The organism is Streptomyces sp. CNH189, assembly GCF_000527195.1.
In genome coordinates this window covers 298,422-320,801 of record NZ_AZUS01000004.1, presented here as the reverse complement: position 1 = coordinate 320,801, position 22,380 = coordinate 298,422, and the positions used below count along the sequence as shown (strand labels likewise).

General features: G+C 73.7%; 20 protein-coding genes. 14 read left to right on the top strand and 6 right to left on the bottom strand.

The window, feature by feature from the left end; translation table 11 throughout:
• Positions 1 to 15 precede the first annotated feature (15 nt).
• Positions 16 to 855: a GntR family transcriptional regulator gene (locus B100_RS0108510; RefSeq protein WP_024884018.1), complete on the top strand. Its 840-nt coding sequence runs from the start codon at positions 16 to 18 to the stop codon at positions 853 to 855.
• A gap of 313 nt (positions 856 to 1,168) precedes the next feature.
• Here the strand turns inward: B100_RS0108510 and B100_RS0108505 are convergent, their stop codons facing one another.
• Positions 1,169 to 1,936, bottom strand: coding sequence for a hypothetical protein (locus B100_RS0108505; protein ID WP_037722517.1), 768 nt, complete (start codon positions 1,934 to 1,936; stop codon positions 1,169 to 1,171).
• Positions 1,937 to 2,093: 157 nt separating this feature from the next.
• Positions 2,094 to 3,785 (bottom strand): PucR family transcriptional regulator, encoded by a 1,692-nt coding sequence (locus B100_RS0108500; protein WP_024884016.1) that lies wholly within the window; start codon positions 3,783 to 3,785, stop codon positions 2,094 to 2,096.
• Between the two features lie 341 nt (positions 3,786 to 4,126).
• Between B100_RS0108500 and B100_RS0108495 the strand changes: the two genes are divergently transcribed.
• The 5 genes from B100_RS0108495 (at position 4,127) to B100_RS0108475 (ending at position 10,904) form a co-directional block, all read left to right on the top strand.
• Entirely contained in the window at positions 4,127 to 5,017 is an 891-nt protein-coding gene (locus B100_RS0108495) for an FAD binding domain-containing protein (protein ID WP_024884015.1), read from the top strand.
• Positions 5,017 to 5,592: a (2Fe-2S)-binding protein gene (locus tag B100_RS0108490; RefSeq protein WP_024884014.1), complete on the top strand. Its 576-nt coding sequence runs from the start codon at positions 5,017 to 5,019 to the stop codon at positions 5,590 to 5,592. Before B100_RS0108495 ends, B100_RS0108490 begins: the two co-directional genes overlap by 1 nt.
• A 2-nt stretch (positions 5,593 to 5,594) precedes the next feature.
• Positions 5,595 to 7,985 (top strand): xanthine dehydrogenase subunit D, encoded by a 2,391-nt coding sequence (pucD, locus tag B100_RS0108485; protein WP_024884013.1) that lies wholly within the window; start codon positions 5,595 to 5,597, stop codon positions 7,983 to 7,985.
• Positions 7,986 to 8,252: 267 nt separating this feature from the next.
• The gene (locus B100_RS0108480; RefSeq protein WP_024884012.1) at positions 8,253 to 9,710 is read left to right on the top strand and encodes an NCS2 family permease; all 1,458 of its coding nucleotides are present in this window, start codon (positions 8,253 to 8,255) and stop codon (positions 9,708 to 9,710) included.
• A gap of 45 nt (positions 9,711 to 9,755) precedes the next feature.
• Positions 9,756 to 10,904, top strand: a complete 1,149-nt coding sequence (locus B100_RS0108475) for an XdhC/CoxI family protein (RefSeq protein ID WP_024884011.1) — start codon at positions 9,756 to 9,758, stop codon at positions 10,902 to 10,904.
• A gap of 3 nt (positions 10,905 to 10,907) precedes the next feature.
• Here B100_RS0108475 and B100_RS0108470 read toward each other — a convergent pair whose 3' ends face one another.
• From B100_RS0108470 to B100_RS0108450, 4 genes are all read right to left on the bottom strand, one after another.
• The gene (locus B100_RS0108470) at positions 10,908 to 11,636 is read right to left on the bottom strand and encodes a DinB family protein (RefSeq protein WP_024884010.1); all 729 of its coding nucleotides are present in this window, start codon (positions 11,634 to 11,636) and stop codon (positions 10,908 to 10,910) included.
• A 120-nt stretch (positions 11,637 to 11,756) separates the two neighbouring features.
• Positions 11,757 to 12,197, bottom strand: coding sequence for a hypothetical protein (locus tag B100_RS0108465; protein WP_024884009.1), 441 nt, complete (start codon positions 12,195 to 12,197; stop codon positions 11,757 to 11,759).
• Positions 12,198 to 12,256: 59 nt separating this feature from the next.
• Positions 12,257 to 13,012: a polysaccharide deacetylase family protein gene (locus tag B100_RS0108460; protein ID WP_037722516.1), complete on the bottom strand. Its 756-nt coding sequence runs from the start codon at positions 13,010 to 13,012 to the stop codon at positions 12,257 to 12,259.
• A gap of 563 nt (positions 13,013 to 13,575) precedes the next feature.
• Entirely contained in the window at positions 13,576 to 14,328 is a 753-nt protein-coding gene (locus tag B100_RS0108450; RefSeq protein WP_024884006.1) for an SDR family oxidoreductase, read from the bottom strand.
• A 69-nt stretch (positions 14,329 to 14,397) separates the two neighbouring features.
• Between B100_RS0108450 and B100_RS0108445 the strand changes: the two genes are divergently transcribed.
• The 8 genes from B100_RS0108445 (at position 14,398) to B100_RS0108410 (ending at position 22,323) form a co-directional block, all read left to right on the top strand.
• A complete protein-coding gene (locus B100_RS0108445) occupies positions 14,398 to 15,393 on the top strand; it encodes an AraC family transcriptional regulator (protein WP_486585603.1) in 996 nt (331 codons plus the stop codon).
• 530 nt (positions 15,394 to 15,923) lie between these two features.
• Entirely contained in the window at positions 15,924 to 16,931 is a 1,008-nt protein-coding gene (locus B100_RS0108440) for a glycosyltransferase (protein ID WP_024884004.1), read from the top strand.
• Entirely contained in the window at positions 16,928 to 17,581 is a 654-nt protein-coding gene (locus tag B100_RS0108435) for an HAD family hydrolase (RefSeq protein ID WP_024884003.1), read from the top strand. Before B100_RS0108440 ends, B100_RS0108435 begins: the two co-directional genes overlap by 4 nt.
• On the top strand, positions 17,578 to 18,567 hold the full coding sequence (locus tag B100_RS0108430) for a glycosyltransferase family 9 protein (RefSeq protein WP_024884002.1): 990 nt from the start codon (positions 17,578 to 17,580) through the stop codon (positions 18,565 to 18,567). The genes B100_RS0108435 and B100_RS0108430 overlap by 4 nt, the downstream gene beginning before the upstream one ends.
• Entirely contained in the window at positions 18,564 to 19,514 is a 951-nt protein-coding gene (locus B100_RS0108425) for a glycosyltransferase (protein WP_024884001.1), read from the top strand. Before B100_RS0108430 ends, B100_RS0108425 begins: the two co-directional genes overlap by 4 nt.
• 42 nt (positions 19,515 to 19,556) lie before the next feature.
• The gene (locus B100_RS0108420; protein ID WP_024884000.1) at positions 19,557 to 20,558 is read left to right on the top strand and encodes a glycosyltransferase family 9 protein; all 1,002 of its coding nucleotides are present in this window, start codon (positions 19,557 to 19,559) and stop codon (positions 20,556 to 20,558) included.
• Positions 20,555 to 21,430, top strand: coding sequence for a glycosyltransferase (locus B100_RS0108415; protein WP_024883999.1), 876 nt, complete (start codon positions 20,555 to 20,557; stop codon positions 21,428 to 21,430). Before B100_RS0108420 ends, B100_RS0108415 begins: the two co-directional genes overlap by 4 nt.
• A complete protein-coding gene (locus B100_RS0108410) occupies positions 21,427 to 22,323 on the top strand; it encodes a glycosyltransferase family 2 protein (RefSeq protein WP_024883998.1) in 897 nt (298 codons plus the stop codon). Before B100_RS0108415 ends, B100_RS0108410 begins: the two co-directional genes overlap by 4 nt.
• Positions 22,324 to 22,380 lie beyond the last annotated feature (57 nt).

Here is a 22,380-nt window from a genome sequence, read left to right as displayed (position 1 = left end):
CCGCTGGAGGACCTTGTGAAGGAGGGCACGGGCTCCGCCGGGACGGAGGAGGCGGTCGCCGCCACCCCCGCCGCGCAGGGCCGCTGCCGGGTGCCCGCCCAGCCCGCGGCCTCCGACGCGGACCGGCGCCGCGACACAGGGCGCGACCGGCTCGCCGGTCCCGAGAACGGCGGCTCCGCGCGCGGTGAGCACACGCACGGCGAGCCCGCCCTTGCCCGGCCCCGGCACGCCGTCCAGCGGTCGTCCGTGCGCGGCCAGGTCCTGGCCGCCCTGCGCACCGCGCTCGTCTCCGGCGACCTGCGGCCCGGCGAGGTCTACTCGGCGCCCGTCCTGGCCGAGCGGTTCGGCGTCTCGGCGACGCCCGTCCGTGAGGCCATGCAGCAGCTCACCCAGGAGGGCGCGGTCGAGGTCGTCCCCAACCGCGGCTTCCGGGTCGTCGAGCGGGGCGCGCGGGAGATCGCCGAGCTGGCGGAGGTCCGGGCGCTGATCGAGGTGCCGGTGATGCTGCGGCTCGCCCGTACCGTGCCGGCCGAACGGTGGGCGGGGCTCCGGCCGCTCGCCGAGGCCACCGTCCGCGCCGCGTCCTCCGGCTGCCGCGCCACGTACGCCGACGCCGACCGCGCCTTCCACAGTGCGGTGCTGGCCCTCGCCGGCAACGAACAACTGGTCGGCATCGCCGAGGAGTTGCACCGCCGAGCCCAGTGGCCGCTGGTGGGCGGCGCCCCCGGCGGCGGCAGCCGCGCCGAACTGATCGCGGACGCCCACGAACACACCGCGCTCCTCGACGCGCTGATCGCGGGCGACCTGGACGAGGTGCGCGCACTGGTGGGGGAGCACTTCGACGGGGCGGAGTAGGAGGGGGCACCCTCCGACAGCCCTGGCTGCATCGAGCACCGGCCCCTCGCACGGACCTCCCGGGCGCCCCGGCCCCTCGCACGGACCTCCGGGCGCCCCGGCCCCTCGGACGCGCCGCGAGCGCCCCGCACCCCGGATCCCCGCGCGCCGCATCCTCGAACGGCCTCCCAGGTGCCCCGCGTCCTGGGGCGTTGAACCCGCTCGGGTGCCTTGAGCCGGGTTCCGCGGACGTCCCCGGGTGGGCGCGGCGAGTCCCGGATCCCGGAACGCGCTCGACCCCCGGTTCACCCGAACGAGGCACCCGTCAGGGGCCTCACGCCGTGGCCGCGTCCGTCTCCGGTGGGGCGAGGCGGTGGGCGAGCCAGGTGGGGACGCCGCCCAGGAGGCGGAACAGCCGACGGGCCTCCTCGCGCAGCCGCGACGCCTCCGTCTCCGTCTCCGTGTCCGCCAGGGACACCAGCGCGGGCGCCGTACCGACGAGGTAGCCCAGCTCCTCGCGGATCCGCAGCGATTCCGCGAACCCGTGCCGGGCCTCCTTCAACTCGCCCTCGCGCAGCGCGAGTCCGGCGAGGTGGCGCCAGGTGGCGGAGAGCAGCAGCGGGTCGGGGTGGGCGGTGGCGCCCGCGTGGGCCCGCCGGTAGGCCGCCCGCGCCGCCTGCGGCGAGCGGGTGAGGTTCTCCGCGATGAGCCCCCGGCGGAAGTCCAGCAGCGCCCGTCCCGCCGCGCCCGGCGCGATCAGCGCCGCCGCCCGGCCGAGCGCGGCGCGCGCCTCGTCGGCCCGGTCCCTGACCTGGAACAGCGTGGCGGCGTAGGCCAAGTACCCGCGTTCACAAGCGGCGGCGCCCCGCTCGTCGTCGGTGTGCGCCAACGCCTCGGCCGTGCGCAGGGCGTCCTCCGCGTCCTCCCACCCGGCCTGCGTGTAGAGGCACCGCTCCACCAGCAGCGAGGCCCGCTGCAGGGACGTATGGGGGGTGGTGGGGGTGAGCAGTGCGGCCGCGTCCACCCAGCAGGCGCGGGAGCGCAGCCGCCACACCGCCGTCTGGAGGGGATCGTCATCGGCGGTCGTTCCGTCACCGGACATGGCGGTATGCGCCACGTTGCCCTCCCCGAGCACGCCATCGAGCTGTTGAGTGGTGGCCGCATCTCAGCACGAACCACCGGGCCCGGCCAAGAGGGCGGGTGAAGGATTTCACAAAGTCATGGGCCGCGGACCGGAACGGGGGAGTCCGAGTGCGGGCTCAGCTCATCCGCAGCGCCAGGAAGAAGTCCAGCTTGTCCTCCAGGCGCGACAGGTCACGGCCCGTCAACTGCTCGATACGGCCGACGCGGTAGCGCAGCGTGTTGACGTGCAGGTGGAGACGGGACGCGCACCGGGTCCACGAGCCGTCGCTGTCGAGGAACGCCTCCAGAGTGGGGATCAGCTCGGCGCGGTGCCGCCGGTCGTACTCGCGCAGCGGGTCCAGCAGCCGGGCGGTGAACGCGCGGCGCACGTCGTCGGGGACGAACGGCAGCAGCAGCACGTGCGAGGCCAGCTCCTGGTGCCCGGCCGCGCACACCCGGCCGGGACGGGCCGCCGCCACCCGCCGCGCGTGCCGCGCCTCCTCCAGCGCCCCGCGCAGCCCTTCGGCCGAGTGCACCGCGGCGGACACGCCCACGGTGAGCCGGCCGTCGCCGTCCAGCCCCTCGGTCAGCGGGCCGCGCACGGACTCCAGCAGCGCGTCGGCGAGCACCCCGGGGCCGCCGTCGTCGTGCTCGCCGGTCACCGAGGGCAGCGGGACCAGCGCGATCGCCTCGTCCCCGGTGTGCGCCACCGCGATCCGGTCGGACGGCTCGGTTCCGGTCGACGCCGGGTCGACCAGGATCTCCTCCAGGAGCGCCCGCGTCACCGCGCCGGCGTCGTCGGCCCCGTCCTCCCACTCGACCCGGGCGACCACCACCTGCCAGTGCGGGGCGGTGCCGAGACCGGGCAGCAGCACCGGCGCGGCCACCCTCAGCCGCGCCGCGATCTCCGCGGGCGCGGCGCCCGTCTGCACCAGCTCCAGCACCTCCTGCGCCAGCCGGCGCCGCACCGTGCGCGCCGCGTCCCGGCGGTCCCGCTCGACGGCGATCAGCTGGGTGACGCCCTGCAGCAGGTCCAGCCGCTCCTCGGCCCAGTCCCCGGCGTCCGCCTCGACCGCCAGCAGCCAGTCCGACAGCGCCGTCTCGCGGCCCTCCCGCGCCGGGGACGGGGCGTGCCCGCTGCCGCGCACCGGGAACAGGCTGTACGTCGTCTGGCCCAGCACCACCCGGTGCGGCCCGCGCCGCCCGGTGCGCACCGCGGCCAGGTGCTCCGCGGCGAGCCGCGCGCACGCCTCGGCGGACAGCGCGGGCGCGGCCCCGCGCGCCCCCGCGTGCTCCTTCGGCGCCGCGATCAGCCGGCCGGTCGGCGACAGCACCCAGGCCCGCAGGTCCAGGTCGGAGCCGAGCAGGTCCAGGACCACGTCGGGGCCGCCACCGGCCGGGCCGGAGGTCATCATCCGCCGGTGCCGGTCCACCACGGCCGCCAAGTCCCCGGCGCGCTCGCCGGACACCTGCCGCACCACGTGCTCGGTGATGGTCGCGAAGGCCACCGACTCGTGCACCGCGAACAGCGGCAGCCGGTGCCGCGCGCACGCCACGACCAGGTCGTCCGGGACGTCCCCCAGCTCCGCCTCGCCGGCCGCCAGCGCGGCCACCCCGGCCTGCACCAGGATCCGTACGAACGGCTCGGAGTCGGCGGCGTCGCGGCGCCAGGCCAGTCCGGTCAGCACCAGCTCGCCGCCCGCGAGGTAGCGGCTGGGGTCCCGCAGGTCGGTGGTCATCACGCCCCGCACACCGCGGTCCAGCTCGTCCTCGCCGCCGAGCAGCTTCAGGCCCAGCGCGTCGGTGTCCAGCAGTGCGCGCAGCCGCATTCTCGTCGCCGCCGTTTCCTTGTCTCGGTAGCCGTGAGGCAATGAAGGGATGGTTCCGGGAGGCCCGTGGGGTGGCCGATCAGCGAGGTCTACCGCTCCCTGGTCCACTTCTCTGTTTCTGTGGGAAGACAGGGAGGTTACTGAGGCTCTCCGTTCATACGAATCTACAAGATGCCCGCGATGGCCAGCCAACTCCTTCATGGTTTCCGTGACTGACCCGGGCGGAGTACGCGGCGGTGTACTGGGCGCACTCCGCGTGAACACCGCATGAACGAGCCGGGCCCGCCGCACACGGATTGGCTCAATCTGTACGCCCCACGAGACGAAGAAGAGAGCCGGTCATGGACTTCCTTCGCCCCGCCAGCTGGGAGGAGGCGCTCGCCGCGAAGGCCGAGCACCCCACCGCTGTGCCGATTGCGGGTGGCACCGACGTGATGGTCGAGATCAACTTCGACCACCGCCGTCCCGAGTACCTGATGGACCTCACCCGCATCGGTGATCTGTACGAATGGGAGGTCGGCGAGGACAGCGTACGGCTCGGTGCCTCCGTCCCCTACTCGACGATCATGGAGCACCTGCGCACCGAGCTGCCGGGCCTCGCCCTCGCCTCCCACACGGTCGCCTCCCCGCAGATCCGCAACCGCGGCGGCGTCGGCGGCAACCTCGGCACCGCCTCCCCGGCCGGCGACGCCCACCCGGCACTGCTCGCCGCCGGCGCCGAGGTCGAGGTCGAGTCCGTGCGCGGTTCGCGCCGCATCCCCATCGACGACTTCTACACCGGCGTGAAGCGCAACGCGCTCGCGCCCGACGAGCTGATCCGCGCCGTCCACATCGACAAGGCCGACGGGCCCCAGCAGTACTCCAAGGTCGGCACCCGCAACGCCATGGTCATCGCCGTGTGCGCCTTCGGGCTCGCCCTGCACCCGCGCACGCGTACGGTCCGCACCGGCATCGGTTCGGCCGCCCCGACCCCCGTACGGGCCCGGGCCGCCGAGGACTTCCTCAACGCGGCCCTGCAGGAGGGCGGCTTCTGGGACAACGGGAAGATCGTCACCCCGTCCGTCGCCAAGCAGTTCGCCGATCTGTGCGCCGCCGCCTGCAACCCCATCGACGACGTGCGCGGCACCGCGAACTACCGCCGTCACGCGGTCGGCGTCATGGCCCGACGCACCCTGACCTGGACCTGGGAGTCGTACCGCGGCGCCCACCGCACCACGGAGGGAGCCGCGTAATGCGCCTCAACTTCACCGTCAACGGACGCCCCCAGGAAGCCGACGACGTCTGGGAGGGCGAGAGCCTGCTCTACGTGCTGCGCGAGCGCCTCGGCCTGCCCGGCTCCAAGAACGCCTGCGAGCAGGGCGAGTGCGGGTCGTGCACGGTACGGCTCGACGGCGTGCCCGTGTGCTCCTGTCTCGTCGCGGCGGGGCAGGCCGAGGGCCGCGAGGTCGTCACCGTGGAGGGCCTGGCGGACTTCGCCCGGCAGCGCGCCTGCGGCACCGGCGGCACGTGCGGCACCTCCCTGGACGAGGCCAAGGGGTGGCGGGCGCAGGGCACCGACTCGCAGGCCGGCGGGGACACCGAACTGTCGCCCGTGCAGCAGGCGTTCATCGACGCCGGCGCCGTCCAGTGCGGCTTCTGCACGCCGGGGCTGCTGGTCGCCGCCGACGAGATGCTGGAGCGCAACCCCAACCCGTCCGACGCGGACATCCGCGAGGCGCTGTCCGGCAACCTGTGCCGCTGCACCGGCTACGAGACGATCATGGACGCGGTCCGCCTCGCGGCCGCCCGCCAGTCCGAGGGGGTCTGAGCATGCCCACGAACGGTGTACCCACGAAGATCACACAAGGCTCGGGCACCAAGGGCGGCATCGGCGAGTCCACCCTTCGCCCCGACGGCACCCTCAAGGTCACCGGCGAGTTCGCGTACTCGTCCGACATGTGGCACGAGGACATGCTCTGGGGGCAGATCCTGCGCTCCACCGTCGCCCACGCCGAGATCGTCTCCATCGACACCGCCGAGGCCCTCGCCACCCCGGGCGTGTACGCCGTCATGACGTACGACGACCTGCCCACCGGGGTGAAGCACTACGGCCTGGAGATCCAGGACACCCCCGTCCTCGCCCACGGCAAGGTCCGTCACCACGGCGAACCGGTCGCGATCGTCGCCGCCGACCACCCGGAGACGGCCCGTCGCGCCGCCGCGAAGATCAAGGTGGACTACCGCGAACTGCCGGTGATCACCGACGAGGCCTCCGCGACCGCCCCGGACGCCGTCCTCCTCCACGAGCACCGCGACGACCACCACATCGGCCACGTCCCGCACCCCAACATCGTGCACCGCCAGCCCATCGTGCGCGGCGACGTCGCGGCGGCCAGGGAGCGGGCCGACGTGATCGTCGAGGGCGAGTACACCTTCGGCATGCAGGACCAGGCCTTCCTCGGCCCCGAGTCCGGCCTCGCCGTGCCCGAGGAGGACGGCGGCGTCCACCTCTACATCGCCACCCAGTGGCTCCACTCCGACCTGCGCCAGATCGCACCCGTGCTCGGCCTGCCCGAGGACAAGGTGCGCATGACCCTGGCCGGCGTCGGCGGCGCGTTCGGCGGACGCGAGGACCTGTCCATGCAGATCCACGCCTGCCTGCTCGCCCTGCGCACCGGCAAACCCGTCAAGATCGTCTACAACCGCTTCGAGTCCTTCTTCGGCCATGTCCACCGCCACCCCGCCAAGCTGCACTACGAGCACGGCGCCACCGCGGACGGCAGGCTGACCCACGTCAAGGCCCGCATCGTCCTCGACGGCGGCGCGTACGCCTCCGCCTCCCCGGCCGTGGTCGGCAACGCCTCCTCGCTCGGCGTCGGGCCGTACGCCGTGGACGACGTCGACATCGAGGCCATCGCCCTGTACACCAACAACCCGCCCTGCGGCGCGATGCGCGGCTTCGGCGCGGTCCAGGCGTGCTTCGCCTACGAGGCGCAGATGGACAAGCTGGCGGCGCGCCTCGGCATGGATCCGGTGGAGCTGCGGCAGCGCAACGCCATGGAACAGGGCACGCTCCTGCCGACCGGCCAGCCCGTCGACTCCCCGGCGCCGGTCGCCGAACTCCTGCGCCGCGTCAAGGCGATGCCCCTGCCGCCCGAGCGCCAGTGGGAGTCCAGCGAGGGCGCCGACGTGCGCCAGCTCCCCGGCGGCCTGTCCAACACCACACACGGCGAGGGCGTCGTCCGGGGCGTCGGCTACGCGGTCGGCATCAAGAACGTCGGCTTCTCCGAGGGCTTCGACGACTACTCCACCGCCCGCGTCCGCATGGAGGTGGTCGGCGGCGACGCGGTCGCCACGGTGCACACGGCGATGGCCGAGGTCGGCCAGGGCGGCGTCACCGTCCACGCCCAGATCGCCCGCACCGAGCTGGGCGTCACCCAGGTGACGATCCACCCGGCCGACACCCGTGTCGGCTCGGCCGGTTCGACGTCCGCGTCCCGTCAGACGTACGTCACCGGCGGCGCGGTCAGACACGCCTGCGAGCTGGTCAGGGAGAAGGTCCTCGACCTGGGCCGGCGCAAGCTGGGCTCCTACCACCCCGCCTGGGCCAACGCCGAACTCCTCCTGGAGGGCGGCAAGGTCGTCACCGACGGCGGCGAGGTCCTCGCCGACCTGGCGGACGTCCTCGGCGACGAGGCCGTCGAGGTCGAGGAGGAGTGGAGGCACCGGCCCACCGAGCCCTTCGACCTGCGCACCGGCCAGGGCAACGGACACGTCCAGTACTCCTTCGCCGCACACCGCGCCGTCGTCGAGGTCGACACCGAACTCGGCCTGGTGAAGGTGATCGAACTGGCGTGCGCGCAGGACGTCGGCAAGGCGCTCAACCCGCTGTCGGTCGTCGGCCAGATCCAGGGTGGTACGACCCAGGGGCTGGGCGTGGCCGTCATGGAGGAGATCGTCGTCGACCCGAAGACCGCGAAGGTACGGAACCCGTCCTTCACGGACTACCTCATCCCGACGATCCTCGACACCCCGACCATCCCGGTCGACGTGCTCGAACTCGCCGACGACCACGCGCCGTACGGCCTGCGCGGCATCGGCGAGGCCCCCACCCTGTCCTCGACCCCGGCGGTCCTGTCAGCGATCCGAGCCGCGACAGGCCTGGACCTCGACAGAACCCCGGTCCGCCCGGAACACCTCACGGTGACGATGGAGGGCTGACGCCCTCAAGTCGCCCGCCGCTGCGGGCAGTACCGGCGCCACACGGCGAGCCGCCGCTGCGGGCAGTCGTGCCTCCCCCAGTGCCTTGAAGGCCTGGGAGGGGGACCTCCTACGCCGGTACGGGTGGGCGCAGCGGCACACCAACGCCGTTCAGGCGTCACCTCGTTCGTCTCGGGCCGTCCCCCGGGTCGTGCACCTCCCCAAATCCCGTCGTCCCCGCCCACGGAGACGCCTGGGTGCCCCTATGAACCTTGGGAGCAGGCCCACATGACCCAACAGTCACTGCAACCGACGACCACGGCCGAGGACGCGGGAACAGGATCCCGCGTCCCGGCAGGACGGTCCTGGCTGGACCGCTACTTCCACATCACCCACAGAGGATCGACCGTCGCCCGCGAGGTGCGCGGCGGCACCACCACCTTCATGACGATGGCGTACATCCTCCTGCTCAACCCCCTGATCCTGTCCGGCAAGGACGCCGCCGGGAACACCCTCGCCGCCACCGCCCTCATCACGGCCACCGCCTTCGCCGCCGCCCTCAGCACGCTGCTCATGGGCTTCTTCGGCAAGGTGCCCCTCGCTCTCGCCGCCGGCCTCTCCGTCTCCGGCGTCCTCGCCTCGCAGGTCGCCCCGCAGATGACCTGGCCGCAGGCGATGGGCATGTGCGTGATGTACGGCGTGGTCATCATGCTCCTGGTCGTCACCGGCCTGCGCGAGATGATCATGAACGCCATCCCGCTCGCCCTGAAGCACGCGATCACCATGGGCATCGGCCTGTTCATCGCCCTGATCGGCTTCTACAAGGCCGGCTTCGTCCACCAGGGCGAGTCCACCCCGGTCACCCTCGGCCCGGCGGGCGAACTCGCGGGATGGCCCGTGCTGTTGTTCGCCGTCACCCTCCTCACGGTCTTCGTGCTCCAGGCCCGGGGCGTGCCCGGCGCCATCCTCATCGGCATCGTCGGCGGCACCGTGCTGGCCGTCGCCCTCAACGCGTTCGGCGTGGTCGATCCGAAGCAGTGGGCGAGCGGTCCGCCCGAACTGCACGGCGGCGCGGTGTCGATGCCGGACTTCTCGGTCTTCGGGCACGTCGAGTTCGGCGGCTGGGGCGAGGTCGGCGCGATGACCGTCGGGATGATCGTCTTCACACTGGTGCTGGCGGGCTTCTTCGACGCGATGGCGACCATCATCGGCGTGGGCACGGAGGCGAAACTCGCCGACGACAAGGGCCGGATGCCGGGCCTGTCCCGGGCGCTGTTCATCGACGGCGCCGGCGGCGCGATCGGCGGGGTCGCGGGCGCCTCCGGCCAGACCGTGTTCGTCGAGTCGGCGACCGGCGTGGGCGAGGGGGCCCGCACCGGCCTCTCCTCCGTCGTCACCGGCCTCTTCTTCGCCGCGTGCCTGTTCTTCACCCCGCTCACGGCGATCGTGCCGGGGGAGGTCGCCGCCGCGGCCCTGGTGGTGATCGGCGCGATGATGATGTCCAACGCCCGCCACGTCGACTGGGCCGACCGCGCCACCGCGATCCCGGTGTTCCTGACCGTGGTGGTCATGCCGTTCACCTACTCGATCACCGCGGGCGTGGCCGCCGGGGTCATCTCCCGCGTCGCCGTCAAGACCGGCCAGGGCAGGGCGCGGGAGGTCGGCGCCTTCATGTGGGGCCTGGCACTGATCTTCCTGGTGTTCTTCGCCCTCGCCCCGATCGAGAGCTGGCTGGGCGTGCGCTGAGGCCGCGATTCCTTTGCACATCACCGCAGTTGAGGAGAGCGAGACATGCTGGACATCGCCGAGGAGCTGGACCGGTGGGTCGCGCGGGGCCGTGACTTCGCCGTCGCCACCGTGGTGTCGGTCGGCGGCAGCGCGCCCCGCGGGGCCGGCGCCGCGCTCGCGGTCGACGCCGACGGCACGGCGGTCGGCTCGGTCTCCGGCGGGTGTGTGGAGGGCGCGGTGTACGAGCTGTGCCTGCGGGCGCTCGAGGACGGCGTGACCGTCCTCGAGCGCTTCGGCTACAGCGACGAGGACGCCTTCGCCGTCGGTCTCACCTGCGGCGGGATCATCGACGTCCTGGTCACCCCGGTACGGGCGGCCGACCCCGTCCGCCCCGTCCTGGCCTCCGCGCTCGCGGCGGCGGCCCACGGCCGGACGGCCGCGCTGGCCCGGATCGTGAACGGCCCGGACGACCTGCGGGGCCGCGCGCTCACGGTCCGCCCCGACGGCACGTACGAGGGTGGCTTCGGCGGCCACCCGGACCTGGACCGCACGGTCGCCGCCGAGGCGGGCGCCTTCCTGGACGCCGGACGCACCGGCTCCCTGGAGATCGGGGAGCGGGGCTCGCGCTGCGGGGCGCCGCTCACCGTGCTGGTCGAGTCGTCCGTGCCGCCGCCCCGGATGATCGTGTTCGGCGCGATCGACTTCGCGGCCGCGCTGGTACGGGTCGGCACGTTCCTCGGCCACCACGTCACGGTGTGCGACGCGCGCCCCGTGTTCGCCACCAGGGCCCGCTTCCCCGAGGCCGACGAGATCGTCGTCGAGTGGCCGCACGAGTACCTGGCCCGCACCACGGTCGACGCCCGCACGGTGCTGTGCGTACTCACCCACGACGCCAAGTTCGACGTACCACTGCTGAAGCTGGCCCTGCGCCTGCCGGTCGCCTACGTCGGCGCGATGGGCTCCCGGCGCACCCACCTCGACCGCAATGCCCGGCTGCGCGAGGCCGGCGTCACCGACCTGGAACTGGCCCGCCTCAGGTCCCCCATCGGTCTCGACCTCGGCGCCCGGACCCCGGAGGAGACGGCCCTGTCCATCGCGGCGGAGATCGTCGCCGACCGCCGTGGCGGCAGCGGCGCCGCCCTCACCGGCGCCCACACCCCGATCCACCACGACCCCGGGACCCCGGCACGCCGCATCGGCTCGGTGGCCTGAGCGCTACCTCGCGTTCCCCGACAGCGTGTGGCGGATCCGCCACAGGTCACGGAGCAGCGCGATCTCGGCCATGTGGTGGATGAACTCAAGATTGGCTCCCGCGATCACACCGATGAACGGGTCGTCCGGGTCGGAGCCGTAGGGGTACTGCGAGAAGCCGATCGTGTCGAGCTGCTCCTCGGTGACGCCGCCGATCCCCTCCCGCCAGCGGTCGACGGCCGACCAGAACCGCCGGAGCGTCACGGCCGCCGAGGGGCTGAAGTCGACCATCAGCTTGGGGTCCTGCTCGCGTTCGCCGAAGGCCCACTCCCAGCCGCCCGCGAACTCGTAGTGCACATGCCCCAGCCGCCACGCGATGGTCGTGAGCGGTGTCTCGTCGGGCTCCGGCTCCCCGGTGTGGGCGAGGACCTCTTCGACCCGCTCGACGCTCACGTTCCAGTCCTCGGCGATCTTGTCGACGCTCATCCCGCTCGCCGCCTGCCGGGCGACCTCCGCGTACTCACTCGCGGGGATGTCCGGGTCGCCCAGGTCGAGCACCCACTCGCCGGGGCCGAACGCCCGGGGCGTCCGTGCTTCGGCCCGGGGCCGGATCGACCAGCACCCGGGGACCGGCTCCCAGAGGTACTCCTCGTCGCCGAGTCCCGACAGTCGCGCACGGGCCATGTCCGTCGCCTTGTCGAACTGCTCCAGCAGGATGCCCAAGCGGTCGGTCCGTGCGCCCTCGGTGCCCATGTCAGGCTCCCTGTCGTCGGGTTGTGTCCAGATGCCAGGGGGAAGGTAGTGGTCCCGCCCCTGGGGGCGCGACCGCTTTTCGGCACACCCTTGGACGCGGAGACCTCCGCCACCGGTGGTTCAGGCCGTCCGCAGCAGCCGGTTCATCGCGCGATCGAACACCTGGTGTCCTGCGCGGGCCAGCAGCGCGTCGCAGGCGGACGGCAGGAAACGCACCTGGATGTTCTCCCGCCACACCACGCCGACCCGCCCGTCGGGGCCGGGGCCCACCTCGATCTCCGCCCAGCCGGTGACGACCCGGCCGCGCTTCTCCAGCCGGCAGAACCCGGGGGTGTCACCCGCCGGGGGCCGCCAGACCGTCACCTCCATCGGGTCGTCGAAGGCGAGCGGGCCGAGGCCCGTGCGGGCGACGAAGACGGTGCCCTCGGCGGTGGGCGGGGGAGTGGTCACGGTGACGCGGGTCAGCGGGACCACCTCGCCGTGCCGGGGCCATGTGGTGAGCCGGCGCCACGCCTCGTCGAGGGGGAGGGGAGCCGTGCGGTGGAGCTGGAAGGTGGCCACGGGAGGATCTTAGGGAACGGCGGCCGGCCGGGGGCGCGTCCATGTGGCGGCCGTGTCGTTCACCGGTAGACCGCGCCGGGCTCCGCCTTGCCAGGGGCGAGCAGCTGCGGCACGGTCACGAACACGTAGCCCCGGGCCTTCAGCGCGTCGATGATGCCGGGCACGGCGGGGACGGTGCCGTCGTAGAGGTCGTGCAGCAGGATGATGCCGTCGCGGGAGGACTGGTCGAGGACGCGGCGCGTGATCAGGTCGGAGTCGTTGGTCTGGTAGTCCTTCGCCGTCACGCTCCACAGCACCTCCGAGAGCCCCAGCTCCCGGCTGATCTCGTGCACGGTGTCGTCGGTGCGGCCCTGCGGCGGGCGCATCAGGGTGGGGCGGCGGCCGGTGAGGCGCTCTATCTCCTCGTTGGTGCGGACCAGTTCCTCGCGTATCTCGTCCGGCTCCAGGTCGGTGAGGATGCGGTGGGTCCAGGTGTGGCTCGCCAGTTCGTGGCCCTCGGCGGCCATCCGCCGCACCAGCTCCGGGTACGTGTCGATGTGCCGTTTGCCGAGGAGGAAGAAGGTCGCCGGGACCTGCTCCTCCTTGAGGATGTCGAGCAGGCGCGCGGAGTGCTTGCTCGGGCCGGCGTCGAAGGTGAGCGCGATGCACTTGGCCTCGCGGCAGTCGACGGTGCCGAAGCGGGCCTGCACGTCGGTGGCGCGGACCGTGCTGGGTGGGGTGGTGTCGAGGTGGGTGCAGCTGGTGAGGGTGAGTGCGGTGATCGCGGCTGCGGCTGCGGTTGCCGTTGTGCGGAACGCGGTGCGCGTTCTTTTCATCCTTCTGATCGGAAAAAGCATGCGCGGACTGTACACGCCGTTTATACACGGGGTTTATAGTCGACTTCCGTGCGCCCTGTTACGGGGCGGTTGCATACTGTGAGAGTTCTCACGCCCCGTGCGGCGACCGGGGTGCCGGGTGCTGTTGTGCGCCGGGTGCGGGCCGTCGGGTGGCCGCTCGCGCAGTTCCCCGCGCCCCTTAGGGGCTCATCTCGTTGGTGTCGAGGGCACTCGAAATGAGCGGGGCAAGTTGGTGCAAGCGCTGGTAGTACCGCTGGCCTGATGGGTCACTGATCTGCGGAATCACTCGCTCCAAATCTGCGACACGGGCCTGGAGAATGCGCCTGCGCTGTGGATCGAGGGTGCCGCCGTTGTTGATCATTACGGTGTTCCTGCCAGAGAAGGGCTGTGTTCTGGACGTGCCCGGATCTGATCATCCGGCCACACTCCTGCAGGCTCACCGGAACGATCCAGGCCGACGGCTGCGCTTCGACCGGAACCCCTCCAGCCGGGACGGCAACGCCCGCGACCCGTAGGGAGCGCGCACTGCGCCGTGGTGCGCCTCAGATCTGGTTGGCGCCTCCGTCGACGTGGAATTCCACGCCAACGATGTAGCTGCTCTGCTCCGAGGCCAGGAAGGCGACGAGGGCGGCCGCTTCCTCCGGCCTCCCGAAGCGGCCCTTGGGCACGGTCGCGGCGACGGTCTCCTTGATAGCCCGGATGGTCTCCTCGTCGCCGAAGACAGCCATGCCGCCGGGAGTCTCGATCCACGCCGGCGAGACCACGTTGACGCGGATGTCACGGTCCTTGAGCTCGACGGACCACGCCCGCGCGAAGGCCCGCACAGCCGCCTTCGACGCCGAGTACGCGCCGAAGCCGGCCACGCCACGGGTCGAAGCAGTCGAACCGACCAGGATGACCGAGGCCCCGTCCTTGAGCAGCGGCAGCGCCTTCTTCACGGTGAACACCGTGCCGCGGACGTTGACGTCGAAGATCTGGTCGAAGTGTTCCTCGGTGGTCTCCTCCAGCGTCACAAAGGAACCGACCCCCGCGTTCGCCACCAGTACGTCCACACCCGTACCCCTCGCCTGGACCGCCTCGTAGAGCCGGTCCAGGTCCTCCGGCTCGGAGATGTCCCCGACGACCGCGGTGGCCCGGTCCGTACCGATCGTTTCGACGGCGGCCTTCAGTTCGGCCTCACGCCGACCGGTGATGAACACATACGCGCCCTCATCGGCCAGCCGCACAGCGGTGGCCAGGCCGATACCGGTGCTGCCCCCGGTGATGACCGCCGTCTTGCGCTCCTGCTGTCCCATGTCCTGTCTCCTCCACTCGCCGGCCAATCCTTGCGAAATCCACACTGCGCGATATCGGGGATACAATCCATGACGCAAAGTCTTGGTTTCTTTACGTATCGTCCAGGAGGGCTGGTGCTCGGGTTTCGGGATCCGGTGGCTGACGCGATCGGCCTTCTGCGGCCCCACACGGTGATCGGTCCCAGTCTTCGTGCCACGGGGGACTGGGCTTTGCGTTTCGCCCCGTTCCCGCATGTGCGGATCGGGGGTCTCGTACGCGGTGCGTGCTGGTTGGTCATCGAAGGGCATGAGCCCGTGTTCCTGCGAGAAGGTGACACCTTCATGCTCGGCAACCCTCCGCCCTACGTGCTGGCCAGTACGCTCGACATCGGCCCGCGTCCCGCGGAATCGGCGTGGGCGAGCGCCGAGGACGGGCTCGTGCGCATAGGCCCCGAGTCAGAACAGGACCTCTATCTCTGCCTCGGCGACATTGCGTTCGACGACAGGAACGCGGCTCTCCTGACCGATCTCCTGCCGGCGCTCGTAACCGTTCGTGCGACCGATCCCCATGGCAAACCGCTCGGGCAGCTGGTCGACCTCCTGGCCACCGAGATCGGGGTCCGCGCCCCAGGCGGTCCGCTCGTGGAAAACCACCTTGCACAGATCCTGCTCGTGCACATGTTGCGTGCTCATGCCGCTGAGACCAACCGGCCCACCGGCTGGCTCAGCGCCCTGAACGAGGACGGGATCGGTGCCGCCCTGCGCGCCATGCACGCAGACGTGGCCCACTCCTGGAAACTGAAGGAGCTCGCCGACATCAGCCACATGTCACGTTCCGCATTCGCCGCTTCCTTCAAGAGCCACGTCGGCGTCCCGCCCTTGGAATACCTCATCCAATGGCGCATGAGCCTGGCGCGTGACGCGCTCGCCCGCGACAGTCTCTCGATCTCGGAGCTCGCCCAGGCCACCGGCTACCTCTCCGAGAGCGCGTTCAGTACGGCGTTCCGCCGCGTAGTCGGCTCGTCACCTGCACAGTTCCGGAATCGAACACGACAGCCGCAGCACTCAGCCGGGAACGACGACTGAAGAAGCCGCGCGGCCGCGTCCAGCGCGGACACGATGTGGTGTCGAGGGCACTCGAGATGAGCAGAGCAAGTTGGTGCAAGCGCTTTTCCAGTGCCTTAAGGGCCTGGGAGGTGCACCCAGGGCGGCACGGGTGGGCGCGGGCGGGACCTTGAGGCGCCGGGTTGCGCAGTGTCCCTGCGGCCACCGAGGTGCCGGGTGGGCAGACCTCCGCGCCCCCCGGAAGGCCGCCGGCGTCGGCCGAAAGGGTGACGCTTGTTCGGGTTCGGGTCGCCGGGGAGGCGGCCTCCGACCTGCGCCGACCGCCGCCCCGGGGCACGCTGGTGCAGAGCGGGGCGAGTTGGGTCAAAAGGTTTGAGTCAGCCTCGGCCGCGGCACCCGCCACCCCGCAGCACTCCTCATACGCAGGGACGGAGCCCACTCCCCATGCACGACCCCGGTGACCACGCCCCGTTCCCCGAGCCGCAGCACCACAACCACAACCACCCCACCGCGGCCGGGCCGTACGCCGTGCCCAGAGGGAGGGCCCCGCGATGACGTCGTACGCCGTCGTGATTCCCACCCTGGTGGGGGACACCCTCGCCGACTGCCTCGCCGCACTGGCCGCCGCACACGGCCCGCGCCCCGACCGCATCGTCCTGGTCGACGACCGGCCCGAACAGCCCGAGCCCGACCCGGCGCCGCTGGAGCACGCGCTGACCGTCCTCGGAGACCTGCGCGCCCGCACCACCGTGCTCACCGGGGAGAACCGCGGCCCCGCCGCCGCCCGCAACACCGGGCTGCGCGCCGTCACCGAGCCCTGGGTGGTCTTCGTCGACGAGGACGTCCAGGTGGGACCGCACTGGTGCGCGCAGCTCCTGGAGGACCTCGACGAGGCGACCCCCGACACCGCGGGCGTGCAGGGCGTCATCACCGTGCCGCTGCCCGGCGGGCGCCGCCCCACCGACGCGGAGCGCGGCACCGCCGCACACGCCCGCGCCCGCTGGACCACCGCCGACATGGCGTACCGCACGGAAGCCCTCCGCCGCGTCGGCGGCTTCGACGAACGCTTCCCCCGCGCCTTCCGCGAGGACGCCGACCTCGCGCTGCGGCTCCTCGACGCCGGCTGGCGCATCCGCAGGGGCTGCCGCACCACCCTGCACCCCGTGCGCGCCGCCTCCCGCTGGGCGTCGGTCCACCGGCAGCGCGCGCACGCCGACGACGCCCTGATGCGGCGGCTGCACGGCCCCGACTGGTGGGACAAGGCGGTCGCGCCGCGCGGCCGGATCCGCCGGCACGCCGCGATCACCGCCGCCGGAGCCGCCGCCTGCGCCCTCGCCGCCACCGGACACCGCCGGGCCGCCGCCGCCTGCGCGGCCGGCTGGGCGGCCGGCACCGCCGAGTTCGCCCGCTCGCGCATCGTGCCCGGCCCGCGCACCCCCGACGAGGTGGTGACCGTCCTCACCACCAGCGTGGTCATCCCGCCCGCCGCGACCTTGCACCGGCTGGCCGGCACCTGGCGCCACCGCAACGCCCCGTCCTGGCGGGAGCCCGCCCGGTGAGCCCCGTGAAGGCGGTGCTGTTCGACCGGGACGGCACCCTGGTCCACGACGTCCCCTACAACGCGGACCCCGGCCGGGTGCGCCCCGTCGCCGGAGCCCGCGAGGCCCTCGACGCGCTGCGCGCCCGGGGGATCCGCACCGGCGTCGTCACCAACCAGTCCGGCATCGCCCGCGGGCTGCTCACCGAGGCCGACGCCGCCCGCGTCAACGGACGCGTCGAGGAACTTCTCGGCCCCTTCGACACGTGGGCCGTGTGCCCGCACGGCCCGGACGACGGCTGCCCCTGCCGCAAGCCCCGACCCGGCATGATCCTCCGGTCCGCCGGCCGCCTGGGCGCCGACCCCGCCGACTGCGTCGTCGTCGGCGACATCGGCTCCGACGTCGAGGCCGCCCACCGGGCCGGCGCGCACGCCGTCCTCGTCCCCACGCCGGTGACCCGCCCCGAGGAGACCGCCGCCGCCCCGTACGTGGCGCCGGACCTGCTCACCGCCGTGACACTGATCCTCGACGGCCCGCCCTGGGAGGAGCACCCCGCGCCCGGTCCGTACGCCCGGGCCGGCCTGGCGGGGGAGCCGTCCGGACGGGCCGCTCCCGGACCCGGGTACGCCGGCCCGGGACCACGGCCGCCCGGGACCGGGAGGTACCTGTGAAAGCCCTCGTCACCCGGCTCGACAGCTTCGGCGACGTGCTGCTCGCCGGGCCCGCCGTACGGGCCGTCGCCGCCCGCGCCGACCACGTCACCCTACTGTGCGGGCCGCACGGTGTGCCCGCCGCGAGGCTGCTGCCCGGGGTGGACGACGTGCTCGTCTGGAAGTCGCCGTGGACCGGGTTCCAGCCGCCTCCGGTGGACCGACGGGACATCGACGCGCTCGTCGCCTCCGTCGACGCCGACGCCGCGCTGGTCCTCACCTCGTACCACCAGTCCCCGCTGCCCACCGCGCTGCTGCTAAGGCTGGCCGGCGTCCCCTTCGTCGCCGCCGACAGCGAGGACTACCCCGGCAGCCTCCTCGACGTGCGCCACCACCGCGCCCCGCACGCCCACGAGGCCGAGGCCGCGCTGGACCTCGCGGAGGCCGCCGGCTTCCCCCGCGTCGACGACGGCCGGCTCCGGGTTCTCCCGCCGCCCGCCGCCGGCGCGCTGACCGGCGACGAGCCGTACGTCGTCGTCCACCCCGGCGCCAGCGTGCCCGCCCGCGCCTGGAGCCCCGGACGGTGCGCCCAGGCGGTACGGGAACTCGCCGCCGCCGGACGGCGCGTCGTGGTCACCGGCGGCGCGGGCGAGCGCGACCTCACCGCGTACGTCGCCGGCGACCGGGCCGTCGACCTCGGCGGCCGCACCGACGCCGCGCACCTCGCCGGGGTGCTCGCCGGGGCCGACTGCGTCGTCGCCGGCAACACCGGACCCGCCCATCTCGCCGCCGCCGTCGGCACCCCCGTGGTGTCGCTGTTCGCGCCGGTCGTCCCGGCCGAGCGCTGGCGCCCCTACGGGGTGCCCTACCTGCTGCTCGGCGACCAGGACGCCCCGTGCGCCGGAAGCCGCGCCCGGCGCTGCCCCGTTCCGGGCCATCCCTGCCTGGACACCGTGACCGCGCTCGACGTCGTCGCCGCGGTCGACAAGCTCGTGGAGGTGGCATGAGGATCCTGCTGTGGCATGTGCACGGGTCGTGGACCACGGCCTTCGTACAGGGACCGCACACCTACGTCGTCCCCGTCACCCCGGACCGCGGACCCGACGGACTGGGCCGCGCCCGCACCTTCGACTGGCCCGACTCGGTCGTCGAGGTGCCGCCGGAGCGCCTGGCCGAGCAGGGCATCGACGTCGTCGTCCTGCAACGGCCGCACGAACTCGGCCTCGTCGACCGGTGGCTGCGCCGCCGCCCGCCCCTGGTCTACCTGGAGCACAACGCCCCGCACGGCGACGTCCCCGACACCCGGCACCCCGCCGCGGACCTCCCCGGCGTCACCCTCGTGCACGTCACCCACTTCAACCGGCTGATGTGGGACGCCGGTCCCACCCCGGCCACCGTCATCGAGCACGGCATCGTCGACCCCGGCCCGCTGTGGACGGGGGAGCTGCCGCACGCCGCCGTCGTCGTCAACGAGCCGGTGCGGCGCGGCCGTACCACCGGCACCGACCTGCTGCCGGAGTTCGCCGCCGCCGCGCCCCTCGACGTGTTCGGCATGGGCACCGAGGGACTCGCCGGGCACCTCGGCCTGCCCGCCGACCGGTGCCGCTCGCACGAACTGACACAGGCCCGGCTGCACGCCGAGATGGCCCGCCGCCGGGTCTACGTCCACCCCGTGCGCTGGACGTCCCTTGGTCTGTCCCTGCTGGAGGCCATGCACCTCGGCATGCCCGTCGTCGCCCTCGCCACCACCGAGGTCACCGAGGCGGTGCCACCCGGCGCGGGCGTGGTCTCCAACCGCGTCGACGTCCTCGCCGACGCCGTACGGGATTTCGTCGCCGACCCGCTGAGCGCCCGCCGCGTCGGCGAGGGCGCCCGCGCCGCGGCCCTCGCCCGCTACGGCCTCGCCCGCTTCCTCGACGACTGGGAGCGCCTCCTGAAGGAGGTCACCCGGTGATCCGCGCCGCCTCCCCGTCCCCGCGTGAAGGGATCTGACCCCGTGCCCGCGCCCCGCCCGGCTCCCGCCTCGGACGCGGACGGCACCCCGCGCCCCCGCGTGCTGGTCCTGCGGGCCCTCGGGCTCGGGGACCTGCTCGCCGGGGTGCCCGCGCTGCGGGCGCTGCGGCGCGGGTTCCCCGGGCACGAGATGGTGCTGGCCGCGCCCGCCGGCCTGGCCCCCGTCGCCGGGGCGACCGGGGCCGTCGACCGGCTGCTGCCCGCCTCCGCGCCCGGCCGGGCCGTCCCCCGCACCCTCGACTGGACCGGGCCGCCTCCCGACGTCGCCGTCGACCTGCACGGCAACGGGCCGCCCAGCCACCGCCTGCTGCAAGCACTCCGCCCGCCGCGGCTGTTCGCCTTCGCGCACCCGGAGACCCCCGACATCGAGGGCCCGCCCTGGTACCGGGACGAGCACGAACGGGACCGCTGGTGCCGCCTGCTCCGCGCGTACGGCCTCGACGCCGACCCCGCCGACCTGCTGCTGCCCCGCCCGCACGCCCCCTCGCCCGCGCCGGGCGCGGTCGTCCTGCACCCCGGTGCCGGGGCGCCCGCGCGCCGCTGGCCGATCGAGCGGTACGCGGCCGTCGCCACCGCCCTGCGCGAGCACGGGCCGCGGGTCGTCGTCACCGGCGGCGCGCACGAGTCCGACCTCGTGGCCCGGCTGGCCAAGCAGGCCCGGCTGCCCGACACCGACGTCTTCTCCGGCGGGCTGCCCTTCGAGCGGCTGTCCGCCCTCGTCGCCGGCGCCCGCGCGGTCGTCAGCGGCGACACCGGCGTCGCCCACCTCGCGGTCGCCCACGCCACGCCCACCGTCACCCTGTTCGGCCCGGTGCCGCCCGCCCACTGGGGTCCGCCCGCACACCCGCGCCACCTCGCCCTGTGGCACGGCCCCGAGGGCGACCCGCACGCCGGCCGTCCCGACCCCGCCCTGCTGCGCATCACCCCCGACGAGGTCCTGGACGCCCTCCACCGCCTGCCCGCCCCCGGGGAGCCCGCCTCATGACCGCCCACCGCCGCACCGGCGTCGTCATCGCCACCCGGGACCGCCGCGAACGGCTCGCCGTCACGCTCCGGCACCTCAGCGAGCTGCCCGAACGGCCGGAGATCCTCGTCGCCGACAACGCCTCCACCGACGACACCCGCGCCATGGTCGCCCGCGACTTCCCCCACGTGCGCGTCCTCGCCCTGCCCGTCAACCACGGCGCCCTCGCCCGCAACCACGGCGCCCGGGCCCTCGACACCCCGTACATCGCGTTCAGCGACGACGACTCCTGGTGGGCGCCCGGCGCGCTCGCCCGCGCGGCCGACCTGTTCGACGCCCATCCCCGGCTCGGGCTGATCGCCGCCCGCACCCTCGTGGGCCCGGACGCCGCTTCCGACCCGCTCAACGACCTCCTCGCCGCCTCCCCGCTCGGCCCCGCCGCCGACCTCCCCGGCACGCAGGTGCTCGGCTTCCTCGCCTGCGGCGCCGTGGTCCGCCGCAGCGCCTACCTCGACGCCGGCGGCTTCCACCGGGTGCTGTTCTTCGGCGGCGAGGAGACCTGCCTCGCCTACGACCTCGCCGCCCGCGGCTGGGGCGTCACCCACTGCCCCGACGTCGTCGCCCACCACCACCCGGCGACCTCCGCCCGCCCCGGCCGCCCGGCACAGCAACGCCGCAACGAGGTGCTCACCGCCTGGCTGCGCCGCCCCGTCCCCTACGCCCTCGCCCGCACCAGGGTCCTCGCGGCCGAGGCACGCGCCGACGGGACGGCCCGGCGCGCCCTCGGCCAGACCCTCACCCGGCTGCCGGCGGCCCTGCGCGACCGACGGCCGCTGCCCCCGCACGTGGAACGGGCCGCCCGCCTGCTGCAGCCGGAAGGGACCACCGCATGACCGACCCGCGCACGACCGTCGTCGTCATCACCCACAACCGCCGCCCGGAACTGCTGCGCACCCTCGGCCGGCTCGCCGAACTCCCGGAGCGGCCCGAGGTGATCGTCACCGACAACGGCTCCACCGACGGCACCGCGGACGCCGTGGCCCGCCACCACCCGCAGGTCCGGCTGCTGCGCCCCGGGCGCAACCTCGGCGCGGTCGGCCGCAACCTGGCGGTGCGGGAGGTCCGTACGCCCTACGTCGCCTTCTGCGACGACGACTCCTGGTGGTCGCCCGGCTCGCTGTCCGGCGCGGCCGACCTGCTCGACCGGCACCGGGCCGTGGTGTCGGTCACCGCCCGGATCGTCGTCGAACCGCACGGCACCGACGACCCGATCGTCACCGAACTGCGGGAGTCCCCGCTGCCCGCACCGCCGTGGCTGCCCGGACCCGCGCTCGGTTCCTTCCTCGCCGCCGCGACCGTGCTGCGCACCGACGCCTTCCGCACGGCGGGCGGCTTCCACCCGAAACTGTGGCTCGGCGGCGAGGAGGAGCTGCTCGCCGCCGACCTCGCGGCCGACGGCTGGTGGCTGACGTACGCCGACCACCTCACGATCCATCACCACGCCTCCGAGGCGCGGGACGCGACGCTGCGCCGCCGGCACGGCATCCGCAACACCCTGTGGTTCACGTGGCTGCGGCGGCCCGTCGGACCCGCGCTGCGGCGCACGCTGAACCTGGCCCGTACGGTGCCGCGCGACACCACGTCGCTGCTCGCCTTCACCGAGGCGGCGGCCGCCCTGCCGTGGGTGCTGCGTGAACGCCGGGTCCTCCCGCACGAGGTGGAGTCCCGTCTGCGCCTGCTGGAGCCCACCCAACGCACCAGCAAGGCCCGCCGCTACACGGGCTGACGGGGGGTCGGGGCGGCGCCCGTCTCCCGGTCGGACGCCCGCCCGGTCCGGCGAGGG

What these genes read in the sequence shown, in the direction of transcription:
- B100_RS0108410 (WP_024883998.1), top strand. Translation starts at nt 21,427, where the DNA reads ATGACCGACCCGCGCACGACCGTCGTCGTCATCACCCACAACCGCCGC.
- B100_RS0108460 (WP_037722516.1), bottom strand. Translation starts at nt 13,012, where the DNA reads ATGAAAAGAACGCGCACCGCGTTCCGCACAACGGCAACCGCAGCCGCA.
- B100_RS0108475 (WP_024884011.1), top strand. Translation starts at nt 9,756, where the DNA reads ATGCTGGACATCGCCGAGGAGCTGGACCGGTGGGTCGCGCGGGGCCGT.
- B100_RS0108505 (WP_037722517.1), bottom strand. Translation starts at nt 1,936, where the DNA reads ATGTCCGGTGACGGAACGACCGCCGATGACGATCCCCTCCAGACGGCG.
- pucD (WP_024884013.1), top strand. Translation starts at nt 5,595, where the DNA reads ATGCCCACGAACGGTGTACCCACGAAGATCACACAAGGCTCGGGCACC.
- B100_RS0108470 (WP_024884010.1), bottom strand. Translation starts at nt 11,636, where the DNA reads ATGGGCACCGAGGGCGCACGGACCGACCGCTTGGGCATCCTGCTGGAG.
- B100_RS0108500 (WP_024884016.1), bottom strand. Translation starts at nt 3,785, where the DNA reads ATGCGGCTGCGCGCACTGCTGGACACCGACGCGCTGGGCCTGAAGCTG.
- B100_RS0108490 (WP_024884014.1), top strand. Translation starts at nt 5,017, where the DNA reads ATGCGCCTCAACTTCACCGTCAACGGACGCCCCCAGGAAGCCGACGAC.
- B100_RS0108445 (WP_486585603.1), top strand. Translation starts at nt 14,398, where the DNA reads ATGACGCAAAGTCTTGGTTTCTTTACGTATCGTCCAGGAGGGCTGGTG.
- B100_RS0108425 (WP_024884001.1), top strand. Translation starts at nt 18,564, where the DNA reads ATGAGGATCCTGCTGTGGCATGTGCACGGGTCGTGGACCACGGCCTTC.
- B100_RS0108495 (WP_024884015.1), top strand. Translation starts at nt 4,127, where the DNA reads ATGGACTTCCTTCGCCCCGCCAGCTGGGAGGAGGCGCTCGCCGCGAAG.
- B100_RS0108480 (WP_024884012.1), top strand. Translation starts at nt 8,253, where the DNA reads ATGACCCAACAGTCACTGCAACCGACGACCACGGCCGAGGACGCGGGA.
- B100_RS0108415 (WP_024883999.1), top strand. Translation starts at nt 20,555, where the DNA reads ATGACCGCCCACCGCCGCACCGGCGTCGTCATCGCCACCCGGGACCGC.
- B100_RS0108440 (WP_024884004.1), top strand. Translation starts at nt 15,924, where the DNA reads ATGACGTCGTACGCCGTCGTGATTCCCACCCTGGTGGGGGACACCCTC.
- B100_RS0108450 (WP_024884006.1), bottom strand. Translation starts at nt 14,328, where the DNA reads ATGGGACAGCAGGAGCGCAAGACGGCGGTCATCACCGGGGGCAGCACC.